Source organism: Streptomyces sp. NPDC098101 (assembly GCF_044760185.1).
Lineage (GTDB): Bacteria > Actinomycetota > Actinomycetes > Streptomycetales > Streptomycetaceae > Streptomyces.
Window position 1 is genome coordinate 37430 of sequence record NZ_JBIWAS010000010.1, and the last position, 22685, is coordinate 60114.

Below are 22685 nucleotides of genomic sequence, written 5' to 3' on the forward strand. Positions count from 1 at the left end.
GCCCCTCCCGTTCCATCCGCACCCCCCACGCCCCCGGCGCGGACCGGCCGCGCAGCACGCGGCCGGCCGCGCCCCCCGACCCCTTCCAGGAGCCCCTCCATGTCCACCGCCACCACCGAGACGCCGGCGGGCGGCGGCCCCGCGCCCCGCCCCAGCGTGTGGCGCAACGCCGACTTCACCAAGCTCTGGCTCGGCCAGACGGCCTCCCAGTTCGCCGCCCAGATCAGCGACTTCGCCCTGCCGCTGACCGCCGTCCTCGCCCTGGCCGCCAGCTCCGAGCAGGTCGGCCTCCTCGCGTCCTTCATCCGGCTGCCGTACCTCCTGGTGTCGCTGTTCGCCGGGGTGCTCGTGGACCGGATGTACCGGCGCAACCTGATGGCGGCCGCCGACCTCGGCCGGGCCGTGCTCCTCGGCGCGGTGCCGGTCCTGTACTGGATGCACGAGCTGGGCATCAGCTGGCTGTACCTGCTCGGCTTCCTGGCCGGCTGCTGCACCGTGCTGTTCGACGTGGCCGCGCAGGCCTACCTGCCGCGCCTGGTGGAGCGCGAGGACCTGGCCGCGGGCAACTCGGCCCTCGGCTCCAGCCAGTCGGCCGCGACGATCGGCGGCCCGGCGCTCGGCGGCGTGCTCGTGCAGTGGCTGACCGCCCCCGTCGCGGTGCTCGCGGCCTCCGTCTCGTACCTGGTCTCGGTCGTCAACATCTGGCTGATCCGCCACCGCGAGCACGTCGAACCCACGGAGAGCACCGGCGCGGCCGGAACGCTGAAGCAGGTCAAGGACGGCCTCGTCCTGGTCTTCCGCAACGAGCAGCTGCGCACCATGACGATCATGGCGTCGGTCTTCAACCTGTCCTTCACCGCGTTCGAGGTCGTCTTCGTCCAGTACATGCCGCACACCCTGGGCCTGTCGGCCGGTGAGATCGGCCTGGTGATGGCGGCGCTCGGGCCCGGCTTCCTGATCGGCGCGCTCTTCGCGGGCAAGCTCCCCAAGCGGTTCGGCTACGGCCGCACCATCATCCTCACCGCCTGCGTCGCCAACCTGGTGATGCCGCTGATCGCCGTGGTCCACGGCGGAAGCTGGCTGGCCGTCGGCTCGCTCATGGTCATCAACTTCCTCTTCGCCTCCTTCGGCGTGGCCAACAACGTCACCATGCTGACGATCCGCCAGTCCATCACCCCCGACAGCCTCCAGGGCCGCGTGGCCGCCACCAACCGCTTCGTCGCGATGGGCATCGCCCCGCTCGGCGCCCTCGCCGGCGGTTTCCTCGGCTCCGCCGCCGGACTGCGCGGCGCCATCCTGATCACCACGCTCGGCTTCTGCCTCGCCCTGATCCCGCTGGCCGCCTCCTCCCTGGTGCGCATCAAGCACACGCTGCCGGACCCGATCGCCGAGTAGCCCGAACCCCTTCCACCCCACCGAAAGGCACCGTTCCGCCATGTCCGAGCAGGAGTCCCAGGCCGTGCACACCGTCGTCGTCAACGCCGAGGAGCAGTACTCCCTCTGGCCCGTCGCCACGCCCGTCCCGGCCGGCTGGACCGAGACCGGCCACCGGGGCACCCGTGCCGAGTGCCTGGCCCACATCGAGTCCGTTTGGACCGACCTCCGCCCGCTCAGCGTCCGCTGACCCGCCCGCGCCAACCCGAGGCACTCCCATGGACTTCAGCCTGTTCTACTTCGCCGACGGCTCGGCCGGCGGCCCGCGCGGCCGCTACGACCTGCTCCTGGACGGCGCCCGCTTCGCCGACGCCCGCGGCTTCTCCGCCGTGTGGACGCCCGAGCGGCACTTCCACGAGTTCGGCGGGCTCTACCCCAACCCGTCGGTCACCGCGGCCGCCGTCGCGGCCGTCACCGAGCACATCGGCATCCGGGCCGGCAGCGTCGTCGCCCCCCTGCACCACCCGGTGCGCATCGCCGAGGAGTGGTCGGTCGTCGACAACCTCTCGAACGGCCGCGCCGGGATCTCGCTGGCCTCCGGCTGGAACGCGGTCGACTTCGCGCTCCGCCCCGAGGGCTACGCGGGCCGCAAGGACGCCGTCGTCGAGACCCTCGACGCCGTGCGCGCGCTGTGGCGCGGCGAGCCGCTGGCCGTCACCGACGGCGCGGGCAAGCCCGCCGAGGTGAAGGTCTTCCCGCCGCCGGTCCAGGCCGAACTGCCCGCCTGGGTGACCAGCGCGGGCGGCCCGGCGACCTTCGAGGCCGCCGGGCGGGCCGGCGCGGGCGTGCTCACGCACCTGCTCGGCCAGGACTTCGACCAGCTCGCCGAGAAGATCGCCCTGTACCGCAAGGCGCTGGCCGACCGCCCCGGCCACGACGGGCGGCCCGGGCACGTCGCCCTGATGCTGCACACCTTCCTGGGCGAGGACCCGGCCGAGGTCCGCGAGACGGTCCGCGAGCCGTTCACCGCGTACCTCAAGAGCTCCTTCCGGCTGATCGCCCGCTCGGCCGGCAGCATCCTGCAGGGCTTCGACGTCGACAAGCTGCGCGAGTCGGACATCGACTTCCTGGTACGGCGCTCCTTCGACACGTACTACCACTCCAGCGGTCTGTTCGGCACGGTCGAGCAGGGGAAGGCGGTCGTCGCCCGGGCGCGCGAGGCCGGGGTCGACGAGCTGGCCTGCCTGATCGACTTCGGCGTCCCGCACGAGCGGGTCCTCGCGGGCCTCGAGGTCCTCGACGAGCTGAAGCGGTCGGTGGAGTGAACACCGCCGAGACCGGTACCGCAGCAGGTACCGGCACCGGGTCCGACACCGGCGCCCGGTCCTTCCGGCGCGCGGACGCCCCGTTCCCCGCTGCCACCCGCCCCACCCCGGAGGTGCCCGCATGACCGCCCCGACCACCCAGGACCCGACCACCCAGGACCCCGCCGCCCAGGCTCCGGCCGCCGACGGCGTGACCGTCCCCGCCCCGGACGTCCCGGCCGCCGACGACGTGATCCTCCTCGACCCGGCCGCCTCGCGCGGCCCCGCCCCCGAGCAGCCCGGGGCCCGCCGGGGCGGCACCCTGCGCATCCTGCGCGACGCCGCCTACGACCACCTCGACCCGCAGCGCAGCTACACCCTCCAGTCGCTCGCGATCGGACACCTGCTGTTCCGCACCCTGACGATGTTCCGCGAGGACGGCCGGGGCGGGCGCGTCCTGGTCGGCGACCTGGCCGAGACGCCGGGCCGCGACGTCGACGGCGACGGACGCACCTGGGAGTTCACCCTCAAGCGGGACGTACGGTACGAGGACGGCCGCGAGGTCACCGCCGCCGACGTCGCCTACGGCATCGCCCGCGGCTTCGCCCCGGAGATCTCCGACGGCCCCACCCACCTGAAGAACTGGCTCGGCGAGAACGGGAGTTACGAGGGCCCGTACGCGACCGGCTCGACCGACGTGCCCGGTCTGGAGGTCCCCGACGCCCACACCCTGCGCCTCCGCTTCCGGCAGCCCCGCCCCGACCTGCCGTTCGCCGTCTCCCAGCCGGTCACCGCCCCCGTCCCGCGCGACGCCGACACGGGCGCCGACTACGGCCGCGCGCCGGTCGCCACCGGCCCGTACCGCATCGAGGAGCACGTCCCCGGCGAGCGGCTCGTCCTGGTGCGCAACCCGCACTGGGACGCGGCCACCGACCCGGTGCGCCACGACCACGTCGACCGGGTCGAGGTCGAGATGGGCCCGGAGGCGGGCGAGCAGAACCTGCGGGTGCGGGCGGACGAGGGCACCGACGCGTGGGCCGTCGCCGAGAACAACGCGCCGCGGCGGGTCGCCGCCGAGCTGATCGCCGACCCGTCCCTCGCCGGCCGGCTCCGCCGCGACCCCACCCCGCTCGTCTGGTACCTGGCGATCAACACCGCCCGGGTCACCGACGTGGACGTGCGCCGCGCGATCGCCCACGCCGTGGACAAGGCCGGGTTCCGCGACACGATGGGCGCCGACCAGGGCGTCCTGACGCACACCCTGCTGCCCTCGGCCACCATCGGACACCGCGCCTACCCCGACCCGTACCCGGCGGGCGAGCACGGCGACCCCGAGGCCGCCGCCGCCCTCCTCAAGGGCGCCCGGCCCAAGCTGCGGCTCCTCAGCCGGGAGGGCGAGTACTTCACCGCCCCGGCGAAGGTCCTCGCCGCGAGCCTGGAGAGGGCCGGGTTCGAGATCGAGGTCGTCGAGATCGACCGCCCCTCGCACAACGCCGTCCTCAAGACCCGCGGCCACGCCTACGACCTGTACCTGATGGGCATGGCCGCCGACTGGCCGGGCGCCTCCACGCTCCTCGGCATGTTCGACGGCCGCACCATCGGCGAGAGCGGCAACGACAACTTCGTCTACCTGGACGATCCCGGGATCAACGCCGAGATCGACCGCCTCGGCCGGCTGCCCGCCCACGAGTCCGCCGCCCCGTGGGCCGCGCTCGACGAGCGGCTCCAGCGCGACCACGTGCCCCTGGTGCCGCTCTTCTCCTACCTGCACGTCGCGCTCTCCGGCTCCCGGGTGCGCGGGGTGTTCACCTCCTCCTTCCTCGGCACCCCCGTCTACTACAACGCCCACGTCGAGGACGGTGCGTGATGGCCGACCGGCCCACCCTCTACGAGCGCTTCGCCGACACCGCCGCCCGCCACCCGGAGCTGACCGCCCTCGAACTGGGCGACGAGCACCTGACGTACGCCCAGCTCGCCGACCAGGCCGCGCGCATGGCCGGCCGGCTGCTCGCCGCCCTGGACGGCCGGCGCCCGCGCCGCGTCGGCGTCCTCGCCAACCGCTCGCTCGCCGCCTACGCCGGCTACCTCGCCGCCAACCGCCTCGGCAGCGCCGCCGTCCCCCTCAACCCCGGCTTCTCGCCCGAGCGCCTGGCGGCCACGGCCCGGCTCGCGGAGCTGGACGTGGTGCTCACCGACTCGCCCACCGCCGCCCTTCCGGTGCCCGTGGTGGCCGCCGACGCGCCCCTGGACGACGCCTGGGCGGACGGCGGACCGGTGCGCCTGCCGGGCCCGGACGACATCGCGTACATCGTCTTCACCTCCGGCTCCACCGGCACGCCCAAGGGCGTCCCCGTGCTGCACCGCAACGTGGCCGCGCTGCTCGACTACGTCATCCCGCGCTACGACCTGGGCCCCGACTGCCGCATCTCGCAGACCTTCGACCTGACCTTCGACCCGACGGTCTGGGACATGTTCTCCGCCTGGGCCTCCGGCGCGGCCCTCGTGGTGCCCACCCGCGGCGAACTGGTCCGCCCGGCCCGCTTCATCGCGCGCAAGGCCGTCACCCACTGGTTCTCCGTGCCCTCGGTGATCTCCTACGCCGACCGGCTGCGGGACCTGGCGCCGTCCGGGATGCCCAGCCTGCGCTGGAGCCTGTTCGGCGGCGAGCAGCTGACCCTGGAGCAGATCCGGCTCTGGCGGGCCGCCGCGCCGCAGAGCGTCCTGGAGAACCTGTACGGGCCTACCGAGGTGACCGTCGCCTGTACCCAGTACCGGCTGCCCACCCGCCCCGAGGACTGGCCGGCGTCCGCCAACGGCACCGTGCCCATCGGCACCCCCTACCCGCACCTGGACTTCCTGGTCCTGGACGAGGACGGACTCCCCGCCCAGGAGGGCGAACTGTGCGTCCGGGGCCCGCAGCGCTTCCCCGGCTACCTCGAACCCGCCAACAACGCGGGCCGGTTCGTCCGCTTCGAGGACGGCCGCGCCGTGGTCCACGCCTGCTCGGGACTGCCCGGCCCCGAGCTGTACTACCGCACCGGCGACCGCGTCTCGCGCACCGGCGACACCCTGGTCCACCTCGGCCGCCTCGACCAGCAGGTCAAGATCCGCGGCCACCGCATCGAGCTGGGCGAGGTCGAGGCGGGACTGCGCGCCCTGCCGGGAGTGACCGAGGCCGTGGTCCTGGCGCTCCCCAACGACCTGGGCGAGGTGGGCCTGGAGGCCTGCTACACCGGCGACCCGCAGGACCCGGTGGCCCTGCGCACCGGTCTGGGACGCCGGCTCCCCGGCTACATGGTGCCGCGCGGCTTCACCCACCTGGACACCCTCCCGCTGAGCCCCAACGGCAAGACCGACCGCCGCGCCCTGGGCGCCCTGCTGACCGACCGGAGACCGCGATGACCCGCACGGTGGTACTGATCGGCGCCGCCCCGATCGCGGAGGGCTATCTGAAGGCCGCCGGTCAACTCGGCCTGCTCGTGGGCCTGGTGGAGACCGCCGAACGCGTCGCCGCCCTCCGGGACGCGTACCCCTGGGTGGTGGACGCGCAGGAGGTGGACGCGGCGCTCACGGGCCGGGACGACGCCTGGATCCGCCCCACCGAGACCCTGGTGGCCCGGCTGGGCCCGGACGGCGTCCTCGCCTCCTCGGAGATCCACGTCTTGGCCGGCGCGATGGCCCAGGAACGCCACCGCCTCCCCGGCCCCGGCCTGGACGCGGCCGCCGTCTCGCGCGACAAGGCCCAGCAGCGCTTCCGCTTCGCCCGCGCGGGCCTGGCCCAGCCCTTGCACGTCAAGGCCCCGCGCCTGTCCGCGGCCTCGGACTGGGCCCTCGCGCACCTCCCGGTGGTGGTGAAGCCGCTGAACCGGGCGGGCAGCGACGGAGTGGAGCGCGTCGCCACCCCGGAGCAGTGGGCGGACGCGGTCGCCCGCCGCGACGCCGAGGGCCGGCTCCTCGTCGAGGAGTACGTGGAGGGCCAGGAGTACTCCTGGGAGGGCCTGGTCTCCGACGGGCGGGTCCGTTTCGGCAGCCTCACCCGCAAACTCACCACCGGCGCGCCGCACTTCGTGGAGCTGGCCCACTTCAGCGCCCACGAACGGACCGACCCGCTCCTGGGCAAGGCCGCGGACGCGCTGGGCCAGGCGGTCACGGACGCGATCGGGATGCGCACCGGGATCATGTTCGTGGAGTTCCGCACCCGCGGCGACGACCTGGTCATCATGGAGGTCGCGGTCCGGGCCCCCGGGGACCACTGCATGGACGCCATGTCCCTCGCCTACGGCACGGACCTCTTCGCCCACGCCCTCGCCCTCGCCACGGGCACCCCCCACGAACCGCCGTCCGACCCCGCCCCCCGTTGCACCGGCAGCGCCTTCGTGGTCGCGGACCGGGAAGGCGTCCTGGAATCGGCGCACGAGACGCGCTGGTCGGCGTGGCCGGGGGTGGTCCGGCACGGCCTCGACGCGGCGCCGGGCACTCCGGTGCGCCCTCCGCGCTCCTCGGCGGACCGCCTGGCCTGGGCCCTGCTCGACTGCGCGACGCCGGAGGAACGGGAGGAGCTGGTCACCCGGCTGGGAGCGGTGCGCCCGGCCCTCGCCGGTGAGGCGGTCCAGCGGCCCTGATCCGCAGGGACACGCCTCAGGCGTCCGCGTCCCGGCGGGTGCAGAGGTGGGCGGCGGGGCAGGCGTCGCAACCCTTCTCGTCGACGTACCCGGACGCCTCGGCGGCCGCGAACAGTTCGCGGGCGTGGTCGGGGCCGTTCACCCCCGAGTGCCTGCCGTACTCCTCCGGATCCGGGGTCTCGAGCTGGGATCGGTAGGAGCGCAGGAAGGCGACGGTGGCCGCGACGTCGAGGGGGATCTCGTCCCACATGTCCTCGGGGACGCAGGTGGCCGCGCGCGAGACGCCCCCCTCGCCCTCGAAGCGCCAGGTCCCTCCGGGGGCGCCGGGGCGCTCGGCGACCATCCGGACGTGGAGGGCGTCGTGTTCCCCGCCCTCCTCGACCAGGAGGACGCCGGCCGAGTGCAGCCGGTGCACGGCCTCGCGGATCTCCTCCGGACCCTCTCCCCGGCAGCGGCTCACCAGGTTCTCCACGGGGAACGACGTGCCGGTGCCGTCCGGGCCGACGACGGGCAGGGCGCCGGTGTCGATCAGCAGGTCCAGGCCGATCGCGGCGCGGGGCACGGCGTTCTCGTAGAGCGGGCCGAGCCTGGCCGTCCGGCGCAGCAGGTCCAGGTCCTCGTCCCGGAGGCGGGGATCGTCGACCGGGCCGACGTCCGTGCCGGGCCGGACCTGGTACCACTCGCGGTAGGCGGCGCCGGGAGGGGCGAGCTCCCGGAGGGTGTACTGGCGGGGGACGCGGTGAACGCGGGTCCGGCGGGGCTTGCCGGGCTTCTTCCTGCCCACGGGGGCTCCTCTGCTCGCACGGGATCGGGCCGTTCACGGAGTAGAACGCCGTTCCCGGCTTTCCGTGACGGGCGCGTGCCCGACGCCGCGCGGACCCGGCGGTGGTACGTCGGTAACCGGCCGTACTGAATGGCCGTTCGGTAAATCGGACGCGTCTTCGAGCAGGTGGGCGGCCGGTGGGGGAGGGGAGCGGCCCGGCGCGGAGCCCGTACGGGGGCCTCCCGAAGGCCCTCCGTACCGCGTCTGAGCTGCCGCGACACCCCTCGGGCCACCGGTAATCGTGCCCCCGTGTCCGAATAACGGTCATGAAGGTGCGGTAGCTCTGCGTGTCAGACACACTCCGAAGCGCAAGATGAGCGGGAATCGCAGGAGAAAGACCGCTCATTTCCTTCGATGTGAAAGAGAATCTTCCCGTGCTTCGTCGTTCTGCCGCAACTTTCGCGGCCACCCTCCTCTGTCTCGTCGGCACCGCCGGTACGGCCGGCACCGCCGTCGCCGCGGAAACCGGAGCCACCAGCCTCTACCCCCCTTCCGCCGTCGTCCTCTCGATCGGCAGGGGCGCCGACGCCGGTCCGGTCACCGTCCTCCGCGCCACCACGCTCAGCTGTATGCCCGGACCCGGCGGAACGCACCCCGCCCCCGAGGCCGCCTGCGCCGAACTCGCGTCGCGGTTCGCGGGCGACGGGTTCGACGGACTCCTCGCCTCCCCCGATCCCGACCGGGCGTGCCCGCTGCACTTCGACCCCGTCACCGTCACCGTGGACGGCGTCTGGGCGGGGACCCGCACCTCCTGGCAGCACACCTTCTCCAACGCCTGTGTCATGGGCGCCACCCTGAACGGCGGAGAGGCCTTCGCGTTCTGAGCCCGCGTCGGGCCGTGACGCGCGGCGGAACCGGGCCGGGGACGCCCGGCCCGGGGCCCGTGGGGGATCTCGGCCGGATGGAGCAGCGGAAAGGCGCGGAGCGGCCGCGCGCCCGATGCTGGGGCGGACCCCCCTCACCGGGCGCCCGTCCGCCCCGCGTCACCCCCAGAAGGAGCCCCCGTGTCGGCACGCCCTGGAGGCCGTTCCCGCTCGCGCGCACGTCTGCGCCTGTCCGTCGCCACCCTCGTCGGCGCCCTGGCGCTGGGCGGCGCCGGCCAGTCCGCGCGGGCGGCCGGAACGCCCCCGCCTCCCTCCCCTTCCTCGGCCGAGGCCCTGCAGAAGCGGCTGGACGACCTCGTCCGGACGCCCGGCGGACCGCCCGGCGCGATCGCCCTCATGCAGGTGGGCGACCGGACGACGGTCCACTGGGCCGGCGTGGCCGACACGAGGACCGGCAGACCGCCCCGGGCCGACGAGTACACGCGCCTCGCGAGCGTCTCCAAGGCGTACAGCGGGGCGGTCGCCCTGCGCCTGGTCGACCGGCACCGCCTCGGCCTGGACGACACGATCGGCCGGCGCCTCCCCGCCCTGCCGAAGGCCTGGCACAAGGTGACCCTCCGGCAGCTGCTCGGCCACACCAGCGGGCTGCCCGACTTCTCGACCGCCCCGGCGTTCCTGGAGATCCTGACCGCGGACCCGAGGCACCGCTTCGACTCGCGCCGGCTCCTCGACTTCGTCGCCGACCGGAAACTGCTCTTCCCGCCCGGATCGCGCTACGCCTACTCCAACTCCGACAACATCGCCGTCGCCCTCATGGCCGAGGCGGTCACCGGCCGACCGTACGAGCGACTGCTCGAACAGCTCGTGTACCGGCCCCTCGACCTGCGGCAGACCGTCCTGCCGCAGGGCTACCGGATGCCGAGGCCGTACCTGCACGGCTACGACGTCACGCCGCCCGCCCCGCCCGAGGACATCAGCGAGGCCCTCGGCGCCTCCGGCGTGTGGGCCTCCGGCGGCATCGTGGCCACGCCCAAGGACCTGAACGCGTTCGTCCGGGCCTGGGCGGGCGGCCGCGACTACCTCTCCCCGGAGGTCCGGAACCAGCAGCGGCGCTTCATCCCGGGCGCCGCGTCGGAGCCCGCCGGGCCCGGGGCCAACGCGGGTGGACTGGCGATCTTCCGCTACACGACCCGGTGCGGCACGGTCTACGGCCACACCGGCAACTTCCCCGGCTACACCCAGTTGGCCGCCGCGACGGCGGACGGCAAGCGGTCCCTGACGTTCACGATCAACACCCAGACCAGCAAGACCCTCAAGCCGGAGCTGCTGACCAAGGTCCGGGCCGTCCAGGAGGACTTCGTCTGCGCCCTCCTGCGGCGCTGAGACCCGGCCCCACCCGGGGCGGGAGAAAACGACTGGGGGCGAGACGGTACGTCTTGTTATGGTGGGGGCATGGCTTTCCTCTTCTTCGTCTGAGTCCGGGCACGGCCGACGCCGCCGTCTCTGCCGCCCGTAGACCCTTCGCACGCCCGGGGAAAGCCCATGCGCGACCGCGCCCGTACCGTCCTGCCCACCACCGCCACCGCCACGGCCTCAGGCACCGCTTCCGCCGCCGTGGCGCAGCTGTCCGTCAAGAACGTCACCAAGTCCTACGGCACCCGCACCGTCCTCGACCAGGTCTCCCTCACCGTCCGGCCGGGCGAGAAGGCCGCCGTCGTCGGCGAGAACGGCTCCGGCAAGTCCACCCTGCTGCGGCTGCTCGCCGGAGCCGAGACGCCCGACACCGGGGAGGTCACCGTCGGCTTCCCCGGCGGCACCGGCCACCTCGCCCAGACCCTCGACCTCGACCCGTCCCGCACCGTGCAGGACGCCGTCGACCTCGCCCTGACCGACCTGCGCGCCATGGAGCGAAGGCTCCGCGCGGCGGAGGAGACCCTCGGGAACGCGTCGGACGGGGAACTCGCCGCCTACGGCGAACTCCTGATCGCCTACGAGGAACGCGGCGGATACGAGGCGGACGCCCGGGTCGACGCCACGGCGCACGCCCTCGGCCTCACCCGGATCACCCGCGACCGCCCGCTCGGCTCCCTGTCCGGCGGCGAGCGGGCCCGGCTCGCGCTCGCCTGCGTCCTGGCCGCAGCCCCCGAACTGCTGCTCCTGGACGAACCGACGAACCACCTCGACGCGGCGGCCGCGCACTGGCTTGCGGCGCACCTGCGCGCCCACCGCGGCACCGTCGTCGCCGTCACCCACGACCACGATTTCCTGGAGCGCGTCGCCACCACGATCCTGGAGGTCGACCGGGACGAGCACACCGTGCGCCGCTACGGCGACGGCTGGACCGGCTACCGCGCCGCGAAGGCCGCCGCCCGGCGCGGCGCGGAGCAGCGGTACGCGGACTGGACGGAAGAGGTGACCCGTACGGAGGAACTGCTCGACGCCGCGACGAGGCGGCTCTCCACCACCGGCCGCGACCCCCAACAGGGCTTCGGCAAGCACCGCAGGTCCAGCGAGGCGAAACTCGGCGGGCAGGTGCGCTCCGTCCGGGAGCACCTGGCCCGGCTGCGGCGCGACCCGGTGCCGGAGCCCCCGGCACCACTCCGCTTCACGACGACGCCGACGACGGCGACGGAGACGTCGGTGGACGGTCCGGCCCCGGGCCCCCTCACCGAGCTCGACGGCGTACGGGTCGGGGAGCGGCTGCGTCTGGACGGCCTCCTGACGCTCGCGCCCGGACAGCGGCTCCTCGTCACGGGCGGGAACGGGGCGGGCAAGACGACGCTGCTGCGCGTCCTGGCGGGCGACCTGGAACCGGACGCGGGCACCGTCCGCCGCCCCGCCCGGATCGGCTACCTCCCGCAGGAACCGCCCGCGCGCTCCCCACGGCTCCCGCTGCTCGCCGCGTTCGCCGCCGGCCGGCCCGGACCGCCGGACGAGCACGCCGGACGGCTCCTGTCCCTGGGTCTGTTCCGCGAGGAGGACCTGCACGTTCCGGTCGGCCTCCTCTCCGTGGGACAACGGCGGCGGCTGCAGATCGCGACCCTGGTGACCCGGCCCGCGGACCTCCTCGTCCTCGACGAGCCGACCAACCACCTCGCCCTCGACCTGGTCGAGGACCTGCGGACCGCGCTCGCGGCGTACCCGGGAGCGGTGGTCGCGGTCTCGCACGACCGGGGCTTCCGCGCACGCTTCGAGGGGGAACGGCTGGAGCTGCGCGCCGGCCGCAGGAGCTGACCCGCCCCACCGGCCCCGCCCCACCGGCCCCGCCCCACCGGTCCCGCGCCCTCCACGGCGGCGCAGGAATTGCAGCGGCCCGGCGACGGGGCGAGGCTGGGAACCCGCACCGTGAAGGGGAGCAGCCAGCTATGAGCAATCTGGTCGTGGTCGGGGTGGACGGCTCGCCGACGAGCCTCACCGCCGTGGAAGCGGCCGCCGCGGAGGCGGCACGGCGCGGTGCGAAGCTGCGCGTGGTCCACGTGGAGGTCCCGATCAAGCCCCGGTACGTGGTGCCGGACCCCGCCTCCGCGACCCTGGTCCAGGAGGCGGCGGCCCACGCTCTCGGCACGGCCCCCGACCTCGCGGTGACCAAGGCCGTGGTGACGGGCGACGTGGTGCACGTCCTGGAGGCCGAGTCGCAGGCCGCGGACCTGATCGTCGTCGGCTCCAGGGGACTGGGCGGCATCACGGGCCTGCTCCTCGGCTCCACCCCGGTGTCCCTGGCCGCCCGCAGCCACTGCCCCGTGATGACCGTCCGCGAAGAACACGCGACGTCCGCCGGAACGGGGCCCGTCCTCCTGGGGGTCGACGGCTCCCCGGACGGCGAGGAGGCCGTCGACGTCGCCTTCGCCGAGGCCGCGCGGCGCCGGGCCGAACTCGTCGCGGTGCACGCCTGGCAGCCGGACAAGGCCCCGCCCGGCGCGACCCCCGAGTCCGAGGCGCGGTCCCTGGCCCGGGCGGTCGCCGGCCGCGCGGACGCCCATCCGGACGTCACCGTCCGGCGCGAGCTGGTGGACGGCAAGCCGCACGAGGTCCTGATCGAGGCGAGCGGGACGGCCCGGCTGCTCGTCGTCGGCGCCCGCGGCCGCAGCGGCATCGCCGGGCTGCTCCTGGGGTCGGTGAGCCAGGCCGCGATGACGTACGCCCACTGCCCCGTCGTCACCGTGCGCGGGACGGGATGAGCGACGCGCGCGGAACCGCGTGAGCGACGTGCGCGGAACCGCGTGAGCGACCCGGGAAGCGCCGGTTGGTGAAACACGGCCCGTGACCTGCCCCGTCCATGATCGTTACCCGCTGTGTCGCCGCTTCACGGCGGCGACGCCTCCGCCCCTCCCGCACCTGCCGAGGGGCGTACGGGAACAGGTCGTAGCGGGGAAAGGACTGCGTGTGGGCAGCTGGATCGGTGTCGGCCTGGGAGCCGCGGCGGCCCTGTGCCCGCTGCCTCAGCACGGCGGCGCCACGGTCGTCATGGAGCACGCCCCGACCGCCGACCGCCTGGTGGTGTGCGCCCCGGACGTGTGGGTCGACATGGGTTACGGCGACCCGGAACCCCCAGGGCCCCCGTCCACCCCTCCGGCCGAATGCCGGCCCCCGGCACCGCCGTCGCCGGTGCCTCCGCCCGCACCGTCACCGTCTCCGCCCCCTCCCGCACCGTCACCGTCTCCGCCCCCTCCCACACCGCACCCCCCGGCACCGCCTTCGCCCGCAGCGGAGTCCGCGCCGGAGCCCGCGCCGGAGTCCGTACCGCCCGTGACGTCCCCGCACCGGCCGGCCCCGCCGCCCGCCCGTCACGCGGCACTCCGGGCCCCCGCGCCGAAGACCGCCGAGCGCCCCGGGGAACTCGCGCCACCGGCCGACCCGGAGCCCGGCACCCCGATCCCGGCTTCGGCCCAGGCCCCGGTCCCGGAACCGGCCTCGATCCCGGTCGCGGCTCCGGCGAAGGCCCGGCAGGCCTTCCGCTGGGTACCGCGCCCGCACTACACCGGCGGCCCCACCCGCCCGGCCCCGGCCGGACTGTCGACGACCATGGCCACGGTCGTCGTCACCCTCCCGGGCGTCCTGGCCGCCGCCGCCCTGCGCCCCGGCTCCCGCCGCCGCAACCGCGGCTGACGCCCCGCCCCTTCTTTTTTCTTTCCCCCTTCACACGTACTGGAGTTGTGCTGTGCCGGAATGGCTCGTCTACACCCTCGCCTCGGTCCTGGTCTGCCTGCTCGTCATCACGACCACCGTCATGCGGCACCGCCGGGCGGACGTGGACGAGGACACTTCGGAGACCCCGGACGTGCTGGAGTACATGGTCATGATGGTCGGCGTCGTCTACGCCATCGTGCTCGGCCTGGCGATCGCCGGAGTCTGGGAGGCCCGCGGCGCGGCCGAGGACACCGTCCAGCGCGAGGCCCAGGCCCTGTACGAGATCGACCAGCGCCTGGACGTCTACCCGGTCGCCTTCCGCGCCAAGGTCAAGGAACACATCGACGCCTACGCCCGGCACGCCGTCACCACCGAATGGCCCGCCATGAAGGACGACGCGCCCGTCGACTCCACCGGCGCCGACCTGCTCGGCCGCATCCGCAGCGACATCGCCCACCACACCCCGGCCGACGAGCTCCAGGCCCAGGCCTACCAGCCCCTCCTCGACCAGGTCGCCGCCGCGGACAACGCCCGCCACCAGCGTCTGGACAGCGCCGGCACCACCCTGCCCGGCGCGCTCTGGTTCGGCCTCGTCGCCGGTGCCGTGGTCACCCTCGGCCTGCTCTACACCCTGCAGATCCGCCGCTCCGCCCGCGAACTGCTGCTGGCCACCACCTTCAGCGCCCTGGTGGTCTTCCTGCTCTTCCTCGTCTGGAGCTTCGACGCCCCCTTCGGCCACTCCGGCACCGACTCCGCCCGTCCCCTGAGCGACCTGATCACCCCGACCGCCTGACCTTCTCCGGGGCCAACGGCCATGATCCGGAAGGGGACTTGACCTCAACCGCGGTCGAGGTCGGAGGCTGGTGCCATGAACGCCATCGTCTCCGGCCTCCGGCCGGTCGCACCGCCCGATCCCGCCCGCCCCGACGCGGGCCTCGTCCTGGCCTCCCTCTGGCACACCGAGGGGCCCGAGCAGCAACGGAAGGTCATGTCCGGCGTCATGGACGCCTGGGAGGCGACCCGGCTGCCGGCCGCGTACCTCGCCCGACACTGCCTGGAGGGGTCCGACGGCCGGACCATCCTCAACTTCGCCCAGTGGACGGCCTCCGAGGAGCACCGGGCCTTCGCCGCCGACCCCCGCAACCAGCAGACCCTCGGCAGCGCCGTCCAGGCGCTCTACTCGGCCGGCCCGCCGGGCCGTTACGCGCCCCACCGCCTCGCGGCCCGTCGCGAGGGGACCGCCCGCGGCTTCACCGCGACGTGGCACGACACCGAGGACGCCGGAGCGGCCCGATCGCTCGCCGACGAGCTGGCCGGGCGCGACACCGCCGCCCCGGCGGAGTACTTCTACGTCGCCGAGAACGGACGGCAGCTCCTCGTGCTCGCCGGGTTCGAGGACGAACCCGGCGGCGCCGACCTGTGGTTCCGCCCGTTCCGCGGACTGGTGCGGCCGGCGGGCCGGGGAGAGGACCCGCTCAGGTGAGGGAGACGACCCGCGCCCAGGCGGGCGGCGCGTCGGGGACGTAGTCGGGATCCCTCTCGTCCACGGCGCGGGCGGGGCGGGGGAAGAGACCGACGACGGTGCGGCAGGACGGCTGCGCGGACGGCCAGGGCGTCTGGCCGTCCGTCAGGGCGACGACGACGTCCGGGCGCGGCCGGGAGCGGAGCGCCCGGGCGAAACCGGAGCGCAGGTCCGTCCCGCCGCCACCGATCAGCTCGATGTTCTCCGCGCGGCAGAGCGGCACGGCGACACCGGCCGCCGCGTCGCAGGAGATCACCGAGACCAGGTCGCGCCGCCCGCCCACCGCCCGCGAGATCGCCGCCACCTCCAGGAGCGCGCTGCCCAGTTCGGCGTCGCTCACCGACCCGGAGGTGTCGATCACCACGCAGACCTTCGGGGGCGTACGGCGCAGACTCGGCAGCACCACCCCGGGAAGGCTCGCCGAGCGCCGGGACGGACGCCGGTAGCTGTGGTTCTCGCCCGCCCCCGGCCCGCCCGCCGCCGAACGGATCGCCGCCCCCAGCAGGCGCCGCCACGGCTGCGGCGGGTGGAACGCCTCCTCCGCCCACCGGCGCCACCCCTCCGGCGCGTCGCCCGGCCGGCCCTTGATGCCCTCCGCGACCCGGAAGCGGACCGCGTCCTGTTGCTGCCTGCTCAGCCCGTGGGCCCCGTCGGGCCCCAGCTCCCACGCCCGTTCGTGGCCGTCGGCGCCGCTGCCGCAGTCCAGCCAGGCCAGGCCGGCGGCGAGCCCGGACATCGACGCCGTCCGCAGGTACTCCTCCATCAACTGGCCCTCGGGAAGCCGCAGCATCGACGGCAGCACCGCCCCGGCCGGCCGGGACAGGCCGTCGCCGTAGATGTCGTCGTTGATCTCGAAGTCGGCGGCGATGTTGCGCCGCAGCCGTTCTCCCGGCCCGTGCTCGCCGTACTCCTTCGCGTACCGCTCGCCCCGCCCGTGGTGGTCCCGGAGCAGGTGGGAGACCTCGTGCACCCAGACGCCCGCCAGCTCCTCCACCGGAGTGGACGCCACGAAGGCCGGAGAGGCGTAGCAGCGCCAGTACGCGTCCACCGCCATCGTCGGCACCGACCCGTCCTCCACCACGTGCAGGGCGAAGAGCGCCCCCGCCAGATAGGGGCGCACCGTGACCGCGTGCAGCCGAGCCGCCATCAACTTCTCCATGTCCAGCGGGACTTCGCGCGCGCCGGCCGGCCTGCCGGAAGGACCCGGTGCCGCCGGTACGGTGGCGCGCACCGGGCGCGGCGGCGGTGGCGGGGCCATCGGGCGGGGGAGCGGCGGCGGGACCTTCCGGTGCGGCGCGCGGGGCCGCGCGGACCCCGTCATCGGCGCGCCCCCGCCGTGCGCCCGGTGCCGGCCGCGGCCGTGGCGCGTTCCACCGACCGGTCCGCGCGCCGGGCGAGGCCGATCACCCCGGCCAGCCGTTCCACCGACTCGGGAACCGCCCAGCCGTCCCGGCGCAGCGCGGCCAGCGTCGTCGCCGGGGCGACGAGCAGGTCCGGGGCGCCGGTCTCCAGGGCCCGGACCAGTACGGCCCAGCCCGCCTCCCACCGCTCCCGCTCCGGGCGCGCCCCGACGGCCGCCACCACCGCTTCGAGGGCCGCCTGGCGCAGATCGCCCCGCTCCGGCAGTTCGGCGGAGGCCGGATCGGCGAGCAGCGACTCGGGGTCGGGCAAGTCCATCCGGTCCAGGTGGGCCATGAGTTCGAGCCCGGGGCCGTCACCCACCGCTCCCCGCACCAGCAGCGCCAGCACCTCCCGCGAGACGGAGGCCGCCGTCCCGAAGGCGAGCAGGGTCAGCGCGGCCTCCCAGCTCCGGGGCGAGGGCCAGGCGCCCCCGCGCTGCGTCTCGGTGGTCGGCAGCCGGTGGATCAGCGTCGGCCGGGCCTTCAGGAAGCCGCAGACCGCGCGCCGGGCGAGGACCACCGCCTCCGGAAGCCGTTCCGGGGCGAGCCGGGGCAGCTCCGCCCGGGGCCAGACCCCGCCGAGGCCGCGCACCACGACCTCCCGGTCGTGCACCCAGTGCAGGTGCACGAACCGGTTGGCCAGCGGAGGGCTCAGCTCCCACCCGTCCGCCGCCGAAGCCCGGGGGTTGGCGGCGGCCACGATCCGCACGCCCGGCGGCAGTCGCAGCGTGCCGACCCGCCGCTCCAGGACGACCCGGAGCAGCGCGGCCTGCACGGCGGGGGTGGCGGTGGAGAGCTCGTCCAGGAAGAGCAGGCCCCGCCCGGCGCGTACGAGCTCCACGGCCCACTGCGGGGGCGCCATCGGCACCCCCCGCACGGCGGGGTCGTCGCCCACGATCGGCAGCCCGGAGAAGTCGGACGGCTCGTGGACGCTGGCGATGACGGTGGTCAGGGGCAGGTCGAGGGAGGCGGCGAGCTGCGTCAGGGCCGCGGTCTTGCCGATGCCCGGCTCGCCCCAGAGCAGTACGGGCAGGTCGGCGGCGACGGCCAGGGCGAGCGCTTCGAGCTGCTCGTCGGGGCGCGGCTCGGTGGTCGTCGTCCGCAGCAGCCCGAGGAGGTCGTCGGCCAGGGCGAGGCGGCCGCCGGCATCGGACGCGGCGGGGGAGACGGGGGCGGGGGCGGGCACGAGGGTGCTGAACGTCATGGGCATCACCTGGGGGAATGGGGGACGGGCGACCCGTCCCGGATGTCGTGAGGTGTGAAGGAGCGCGAGGTGCCGAGTGGGGAGGAGAGTTCAGAAGGCCGGGCGGGTCACGGGAGCAGGCCGGTCCGGGGCCGGGCCGGACCGCCGCGCTTGAGGCGCATCGCGACGGGCGTGCGGCGGTCGAGCCGGGGACGGTGGTTCGTTCCCACGGCCCCCGTACCGGCGGGCACTGCGGCGGCGGGATGCTCGGCGACCAGCCCCGCCCGGAAGAGGCCGTGGTCGACGCGGCGGGTCGCGGCGGTCACCAGTTCCTCCCGGAGCGGACCGTCGCGCAGGACCGCGCCGGGGCCGAGGAGTCGCTCCACGACGGCCAGTGCCCCGGAGACGTCGCCGTGGCCGAGCCGTTCCCGGACCGCGGGCAGGGCCTCCGGACTGCGGTGCGCCGTGTCGATCACCCGCAGGCAGGGCAGCGCCGGCCCGCCGAGGGCCACCAGCAGTTCCTCCCGGCGCAGGGTGACCGGGTCGTGGTCGATCGCCGACAGCACCCCGTCCCGCAGCGCGATCCGGTGGACCTCGCCCCCGCACTCCACCCGGTGCGGATCACCGGGGTCGTGGGAGGGCCCGGACACCGGGGTGGGGGCGGCGGGCACGCACGCCGCCAGGGACCCGGCGACGAGGGGATGCAGCCGCTCCGCCGTGACCAGCCCCGCGCGCAGCAGCTCCAGGTCGGGAAGGATCCGGGCCGCCGCTTCGGGCAGCACGGGAAGCGCCGCCTCCTCCTGCGGCGGCAGCGGCTCCCGCAGCGGTCGGAAGGCGGGTGCGTGGCTGTCGTCGGGAGCGACGAGCTCGAAGACGGCCCGCCGCCCCGCACCGAGCCGTACGGTGAAGGCCCCGCGCGGAGGGAGCCCCTCGGCCCGCAGCAGCGCCTCCGCCTCGGCCGCCCACCTCGCGACCGCCCACGGGGAGGCCCCGTCCGGTCGGTCGGGCGGGACGGACGGGCCGAGCGCGCCGCTCCGCGACGCGAGGTCGCCGCTCCGCTCCGCGTCCCAGAGGTGCCGGTGCAGGTCGAACCGGAAACGCCGTTCGGGATGCGGATGCGGATGGACGTACGGAGGGCCGCCGGGGACGTCGTTCCCGGTCCCCTCCCACACGGCGAGCGACATCCGCTGCCCGGCGTCCGCCCGGACCGGTGGCGTCCGCACCACCAGGCTCAGCGGTACGGCGCCGGGATCCCCGTAACGGGCCAGCGTCAGGGTGAGGCCGGGCCGGAGCCGCCCGTCGGGGGCGATGCGGGGCATGTGCCAGCGGAGCAGATCCGGCGCCAGGCGGCGCAGGTCGGCGCGGAGCCGGGCGGCGGGAGAAGTGCCGCGGCGGTCGGCCACGGCGCGCAGATCGAGGTCGACGTCGATCCGGGCGGCGGCGCAGGCCCCCGCCCAGTCACCGACCGCACGCCGTGCGGTCGCGGTCTCGATCATGGACGGTGGCACGGCGTACTCGCGTACGCGCCGCCACATCGACAGGTGGGTCGGAATCTCGTTCACGAGGTGATGTGCCATCAGCACTCACCTTGTGCGAACGAGTCCCCCAATCGGTACGAGGAGAAGTTCATCATCTCCGTGATCGTAACCCACCGTTGTTCGATCGCCCAGACGATTTCGTGGCGGGAGGGGGAAGGGAGGTGCGGGGCGCACGAGGCGTCAGGGGTGCGAACGGCAGCGCGCACGCCCCCGCGCGCCACCGGGCGCCGTTGGGGCACGGCCGCTCGCGGGCAGGATCGCCGGGAACAGCGACAGAAAGGCCGACCGTGGCAAGTGAGTTCCAGCGCGACAAGCTGGTCAATATGTTCCGCGCGTTCGACGCCGACGACAACGGCTACCTCGACCGGCGCGACTTCCAGGCCCTCGCGGAACGCTGGAGGAACCTGCCCCGCGTGCGGCCGGGATCCGAACTGGCCGCACGCGTGGACGCGGTCATGCTGGGCTGGTGGGACCACCTCGCGACCCACGTGGACACCGACGGGGACGGCAGGGTCGACCTGGACGAGCTCCTCGCCATGGTGGACCTGCTTCCCACGATGCGCGAGACCGTCGCCGCGACCGCCGAGACCGTCTTCGACGCCGTCGACGAGAACGGCGACGGCCGCATCTCTCCCGCCGAGCACCGGCGACTGGTCGACACGTGGCACGGCGAGCGCGTCGACGTCGCCGACGTCTTCGACCGCCTCGACCAGGACGGGGACGGTTACCTCGACCGCCCCGAGTTCACCGAGCTGTGGGTCCAGTTCTGGATCAGCGACGACCCGTCCGAACCGGGCAACCACCTGTGCGGCCCCGTCCCGACCCGCACCTGACGACCGTCCCCCGGCCCCGGGGCCCTACGGCCGCGCGATCCGGTCCCGCAGCCAGGAGTCGACGCCGTCGAGCGCCGTCCCGGCCATGGCCGTGGGGTGGCCCGTGAAGCCGTGGGGCGCTCCGGGATAGATCCGGAGCTCGACGTCGTTGCCCGCCGAGGACAGCCGGCCCGCCAGCGCCAGGTTGTCCTCCAGGAGCACGTCCTCGCTCCCGACGACCAGCAGGACCGGCGGAAGCCCGTCGAGGGCCCCGTAGACGGGGGAGACGTCGGGAACGGTGCGGTCCTCCACGTGGCCGGCGTACGCCCGGAGGAAGTACTCGTCCGCGATGCGGCGCCCGGCCGGGGTCCGCGCGCTCAGGTCGTAGGCGCCGAACTGGAGGGCGGCCCCGGCGAACCGGCCGGCGGCGCCCCCGTCCCTCAGCCGGAGCAGGGTCACCAGGGCCAGGGTGGCCCCCGCCGAGCTTCCGCCGATCGTGAGCCGGGACGTGCCGAAGCGGGCCCCGGCCTCCTCGGCGAGCCAGAGCGCCGCCGCTTCGCAGTCGTCGGGGGCCGCCGGCCAGGGGTGCTCGGGGGCCAGCCGGTAGTCGACACCGACGACGGCGACGCGCAGGGCGTCCGCGAGCGCGCGGTTGCGCCGGTCTCCGTGCGCCGCGGAGTCCATGAAGAAGCCGCCGCCGTGCACGTCCAGGTGAACGCCCCGAGGGGGACCGCCGGCAGGGGTGAGGATCCTGACGGGGACGCGCCTCCCCGCGGCCTCGACCGTCTCTTCGACGGCGGCCGGATCGACGACGGCCGGAACGGACCTCCTCGCCCGCGCCTCCCTCAGCTCCTCCGGCGTGCCGGGCCCGCGACCCGCCTTCCGCGACCGGTAGAAGGCGCGGGCCTCGTCGACCTGCTCCGCGGGCACGTCGGCGTACAGTGCGTCCAGCGCGAACCGCACACGGCCTCCTCGTCGTCGTCCGGATCCCGGCCCCACGCTATCCCCGTCCCCGCCCCGCCGGATCCGCCGGAGGGGGCCGGAGCGGCTCCGATGTGCGAAGACGGGTGTGCCGTGGTGCGGGAGTCTGGGATCGTGGGGGCAACACACCGGCGGATCGACGACGGCCGCCCGTAGCCAAGGAGGGGCCCACCGTGCCAACACGCGCACCCAGGGCGGCGGGCGGCGAACCGGCCACCGAGGTGAGCACACCGCTCTACCAACTGAAGGCCGAGTTCTTCAAGACCCTCGGGCACCCGGTCCGCATCCGGGTCCTGGAACTGCTCAGCGTCCGCGAGCACGCCGTCTCCGAGCTGCTTACGGAAGTGGGCGTGGAGCCGGCCGCGCTGTCCCAGCAGCTCGCCGTGCTGCGGAGGTCGAACCTCGTCCTGACGCGCCGCGAGGGCGTCAGCGTGTACTACCGCCTGGTGAACGACGAGGTCGCGGAGCTCCTGCGGGTCGCGCGCGGCATCCTCACCGGAGTGCTCCAGGGCCAGGCCGCGCTCCTCGCGGACCTCGACGCCTCGACCCGTCGCTGACCGGCCGAACGAGTCCGCCGCACCCACGTGTTCGGGCAAACCGCCCCCGCCGGGCGGGCGGGATGGGTAGCGTCGCACCGACCGGGTCCGCAAAGGCGCCCGGCATATCCACTACGGAAGGCGGCAGCCCATGGCGAACGTGGAAGTCTCTCTCAAAGAGATCATGACCCGGGTGGAAGGCAGCCTCGCCGCCGCTGTGGGCGACTACACCAGCGGCATGGCCCTGGGATCCCTCGGCGGCGGGCGCGACTTCGACGTCCACGTCGCGGTCGCGGGGAACACCGACGTGATCCGGGCCAAGCTCCACACCATGGAACTCCTCGGCCTCCAGGAGCAGATCGACGACATCCTCATCACCCTGGGCAACCAGTACCACCTCATCACCCTCGGGAAGGGCCGGGGCAAGACCAACCTCTTCCTCTACCTCGTCCTCGACAAGCACAAGGCCAACCTCGCCATGGCCCGGCACCAACTGCGCCGTGTCGAAGAGGAGATGGAGGTCTGACCCCCTCCCTCCTTTCGCGTGCCCGAGACTTGCAGAAATTTGAAATTCTCTACGAAGGGATTTTCTGAAGTCTGAACGCCCGGGCGACGCGCGTCCGCCCGCGACGGCGCGCA

General features: G+C 74.7%; 21 protein-coding genes. 16 read left to right on the forward strand and 5 right to left on the reverse strand.

The genetic code is table 11. The features are described 5' to 3' along the window. Nucleotides 1-99 precede the first annotated feature (99 nt). The 6 genes from ACIQVI_RS31315 (at nucleotide 100) to ACIQVI_RS31340 (ending at nucleotide 7300) form a co-directional block, all read left to right on the forward strand. A complete protein-coding gene (locus ACIQVI_RS31315) occupies nucleotides 100-1395 on the forward strand; it encodes an MFS transporter (RefSeq protein ID WP_351973386.1) in 1296 nt (431 codons plus the stop codon). Nucleotides 1396-1435: 40 nt separating this feature from the next. Further along, a complete protein-coding gene (locus ACIQVI_RS31320; protein WP_403602025.1) occupies nucleotides 1436-1624 on the forward strand; it encodes an MbtH family protein in 189 nt (62 codons plus the stop codon). Nucleotides 1625-1652: 28 nt separating this feature from the next. After that, nucleotides 1653-2699 carry a MupA/Atu3671 family FMN-dependent luciferase-like monooxygenase gene (locus tag ACIQVI_RS31325; RefSeq protein WP_403602028.1) on the forward strand — a complete coding sequence of 349 codons (1047 nt, stop codon included), beginning with the start codon at nucleotides 1653-1655 and terminating at the stop codon, nucleotides 2697-2699. A 121-nt stretch (nucleotides 2700-2820) separates the two neighbouring features. Then, nucleotides 2821-4545: an ABC transporter substrate-binding protein gene (locus ACIQVI_RS31330; protein WP_403602031.1), complete on the forward strand. Its 1725-nt coding sequence runs from the start codon at nucleotides 2821-2823 to the stop codon at nucleotides 4543-4545. Next, nucleotides 4545-6080, forward strand: coding sequence for an amino acid adenylation domain-containing protein (locus ACIQVI_RS31335; RefSeq protein ID WP_351973390.1), 1536 nt, complete (start codon nucleotides 4545-4547; stop codon nucleotides 6078-6080). The genes ACIQVI_RS31330 and ACIQVI_RS31335 overlap by 1 nt, the downstream gene beginning before the upstream one ends. Next, nucleotides 6077-7300: an ATP-grasp domain-containing protein gene (locus ACIQVI_RS31340; protein WP_403602034.1), complete on the forward strand. Its 1224-nt coding sequence runs from the start codon at nucleotides 6077-6079 to the stop codon at nucleotides 7298-7300. The genes ACIQVI_RS31335 and ACIQVI_RS31340 overlap by 4 nt, the downstream gene beginning before the upstream one ends. A gap of 16 nt (nucleotides 7301-7316) precedes the next feature. Here ACIQVI_RS31340 and ACIQVI_RS31345 read toward each other — a convergent pair whose 3' ends face one another. Beyond that, nucleotides 7317-8084 (reverse strand): hypothetical protein, encoded by a 768-nt coding sequence (locus tag ACIQVI_RS31345; protein WP_403602037.1) that lies wholly within the window; start codon nucleotides 8082-8084, stop codon nucleotides 7317-7319. A gap of 413 nt (nucleotides 8085-8497) precedes the next feature. On the opposite strand from ACIQVI_RS31345, the gene ACIQVI_RS31350 reads away from it, so the two are divergent. The 7 genes from ACIQVI_RS31350 to ACIQVI_RS31380 all read left to right on the forward strand — a co-directional run bounded on the left by ACIQVI_RS31350 (nucleotide 8498) and on the right by ACIQVI_RS31380 (nucleotide 15557). Continuing rightward, the gene (locus tag ACIQVI_RS31350; RefSeq protein WP_403602040.1) at nucleotides 8498-8947 is read left to right on the forward strand and encodes a subtilase-type protease inhibitor; all 450 of its coding nucleotides are present in this window, start codon (nucleotides 8498-8500) and stop codon (nucleotides 8945-8947) included. A 180-nt stretch (nucleotides 8948-9127) separates the two neighbouring features. Next, on the forward strand, nucleotides 9128-10330 hold the full coding sequence (locus tag ACIQVI_RS31355) for a serine hydrolase domain-containing protein (protein WP_403602043.1): 1203 nt from the start codon (nucleotides 9128-9130) through the stop codon (nucleotides 10328-10330). Nucleotides 10331-10489: 159 nt separating this feature from the next. Then, a complete protein-coding gene (gene abc-f / locus ACIQVI_RS31360; protein ID WP_403602045.1) occupies nucleotides 10490-12181 on the forward strand; it encodes a ribosomal protection-like ABC-F family protein in 1692 nt (563 codons plus the stop codon). A gap of 131 nt (nucleotides 12182-12312) precedes the next feature. Further along, the gene (locus ACIQVI_RS31365) at nucleotides 12313-13125 is read left to right on the forward strand and encodes a universal stress protein (RefSeq protein ID WP_351972620.1); all 813 of its coding nucleotides are present in this window, start codon (nucleotides 12313-12315) and stop codon (nucleotides 13123-13125) included. A gap of 568 nt (nucleotides 13126-13693) precedes the next feature. Continuing rightward, complete coding sequence (locus ACIQVI_RS31370; protein WP_403602049.1) at nucleotides 13694-14053, forward strand: hypothetical protein; 360 nt, start codon at nucleotides 13694-13696, stop codon at nucleotides 14051-14053. Between the two features lie 52 nt (nucleotides 14054-14105). Continuing rightward, a complete protein-coding gene (locus ACIQVI_RS31375) occupies nucleotides 14106-14867 on the forward strand; it encodes a hypothetical protein (RefSeq protein WP_403602052.1) in 762 nt (253 codons plus the stop codon). A gap of 75 nt (nucleotides 14868-14942) precedes the next feature. Beyond that, nucleotides 14943-15557, forward strand: coding sequence for a hypothetical protein (locus ACIQVI_RS31380; protein ID WP_403602055.1), 615 nt, complete (start codon nucleotides 14943-14945; stop codon nucleotides 15555-15557). On the opposite strand, the gene ACIQVI_RS31385 is transcribed toward ACIQVI_RS31380, so the two are convergent. From ACIQVI_RS31385 to ACIQVI_RS31395, 3 genes are all read right to left on the reverse strand, one after another. Then, the gene (locus ACIQVI_RS31385) at nucleotides 15550-16755 is read right to left on the reverse strand and encodes a VWA-like domain-containing protein (RefSeq protein WP_403602058.1); all 1206 of its coding nucleotides are present in this window, start codon (nucleotides 16753-16755) and stop codon (nucleotides 15550-15552) included. The genes ACIQVI_RS31380 and ACIQVI_RS31385 overlap by 8 nt on opposite strands. Before the next feature lie 158 nt (nucleotides 16756-16913). After that, entirely contained in the window at nucleotides 16914-18200 is a 1287-nt protein-coding gene (locus ACIQVI_RS31390; RefSeq protein ID WP_403602062.1) for an AAA family ATPase, read from the reverse strand. 107 nt (nucleotides 18201-18307) lie between these two features. Continuing rightward, nucleotides 18308-19756, reverse strand: coding sequence for a hypothetical protein (locus tag ACIQVI_RS31395; protein WP_403602065.1), 1449 nt, complete (start codon nucleotides 19754-19756; stop codon nucleotides 18308-18310). A gap of 248 nt (nucleotides 19757-20004) precedes the next feature. On the opposite strand from ACIQVI_RS31395, the gene ACIQVI_RS31400 reads away from it, so the two are divergent. Then, nucleotides 20005-20550 carry an EF-hand domain-containing protein gene (locus tag ACIQVI_RS31400; protein ID WP_403602069.1) on the forward strand — a complete coding sequence of 182 codons (546 nt, stop codon included), beginning with the start codon at nucleotides 20005-20007 and terminating at the stop codon, nucleotides 20548-20550. 24 nt (nucleotides 20551-20574) lie between these two features. Here ACIQVI_RS31400 and ACIQVI_RS31405 read toward each other — a convergent pair whose 3' ends face one another. Beyond that, entirely contained in the window at nucleotides 20575-21492 is a 918-nt protein-coding gene (locus ACIQVI_RS31405) for an alpha/beta hydrolase (RefSeq protein ID WP_403602072.1), read from the reverse strand. A gap of 239 nt (nucleotides 21493-21731) precedes the next feature. On the opposite strand from ACIQVI_RS31405, the gene ACIQVI_RS31410 reads away from it, so the two are divergent. Continuing rightward, nucleotides 21732-22067, forward strand: coding sequence for a metalloregulator ArsR/SmtB family transcription factor (locus ACIQVI_RS31410; protein ID WP_351972621.1), 336 nt, complete (start codon nucleotides 21732-21734; stop codon nucleotides 22065-22067). Nucleotides 22068-22197: 130 nt separating this feature from the next. Beyond that, nucleotides 22198-22572, forward strand: a complete 375-nt coding sequence (locus ACIQVI_RS31415; RefSeq protein WP_030207566.1) for a hypothetical protein — start codon at nucleotides 22198-22200, stop codon at nucleotides 22570-22572. Nucleotides 22573-22685 lie beyond the last annotated feature (113 nt).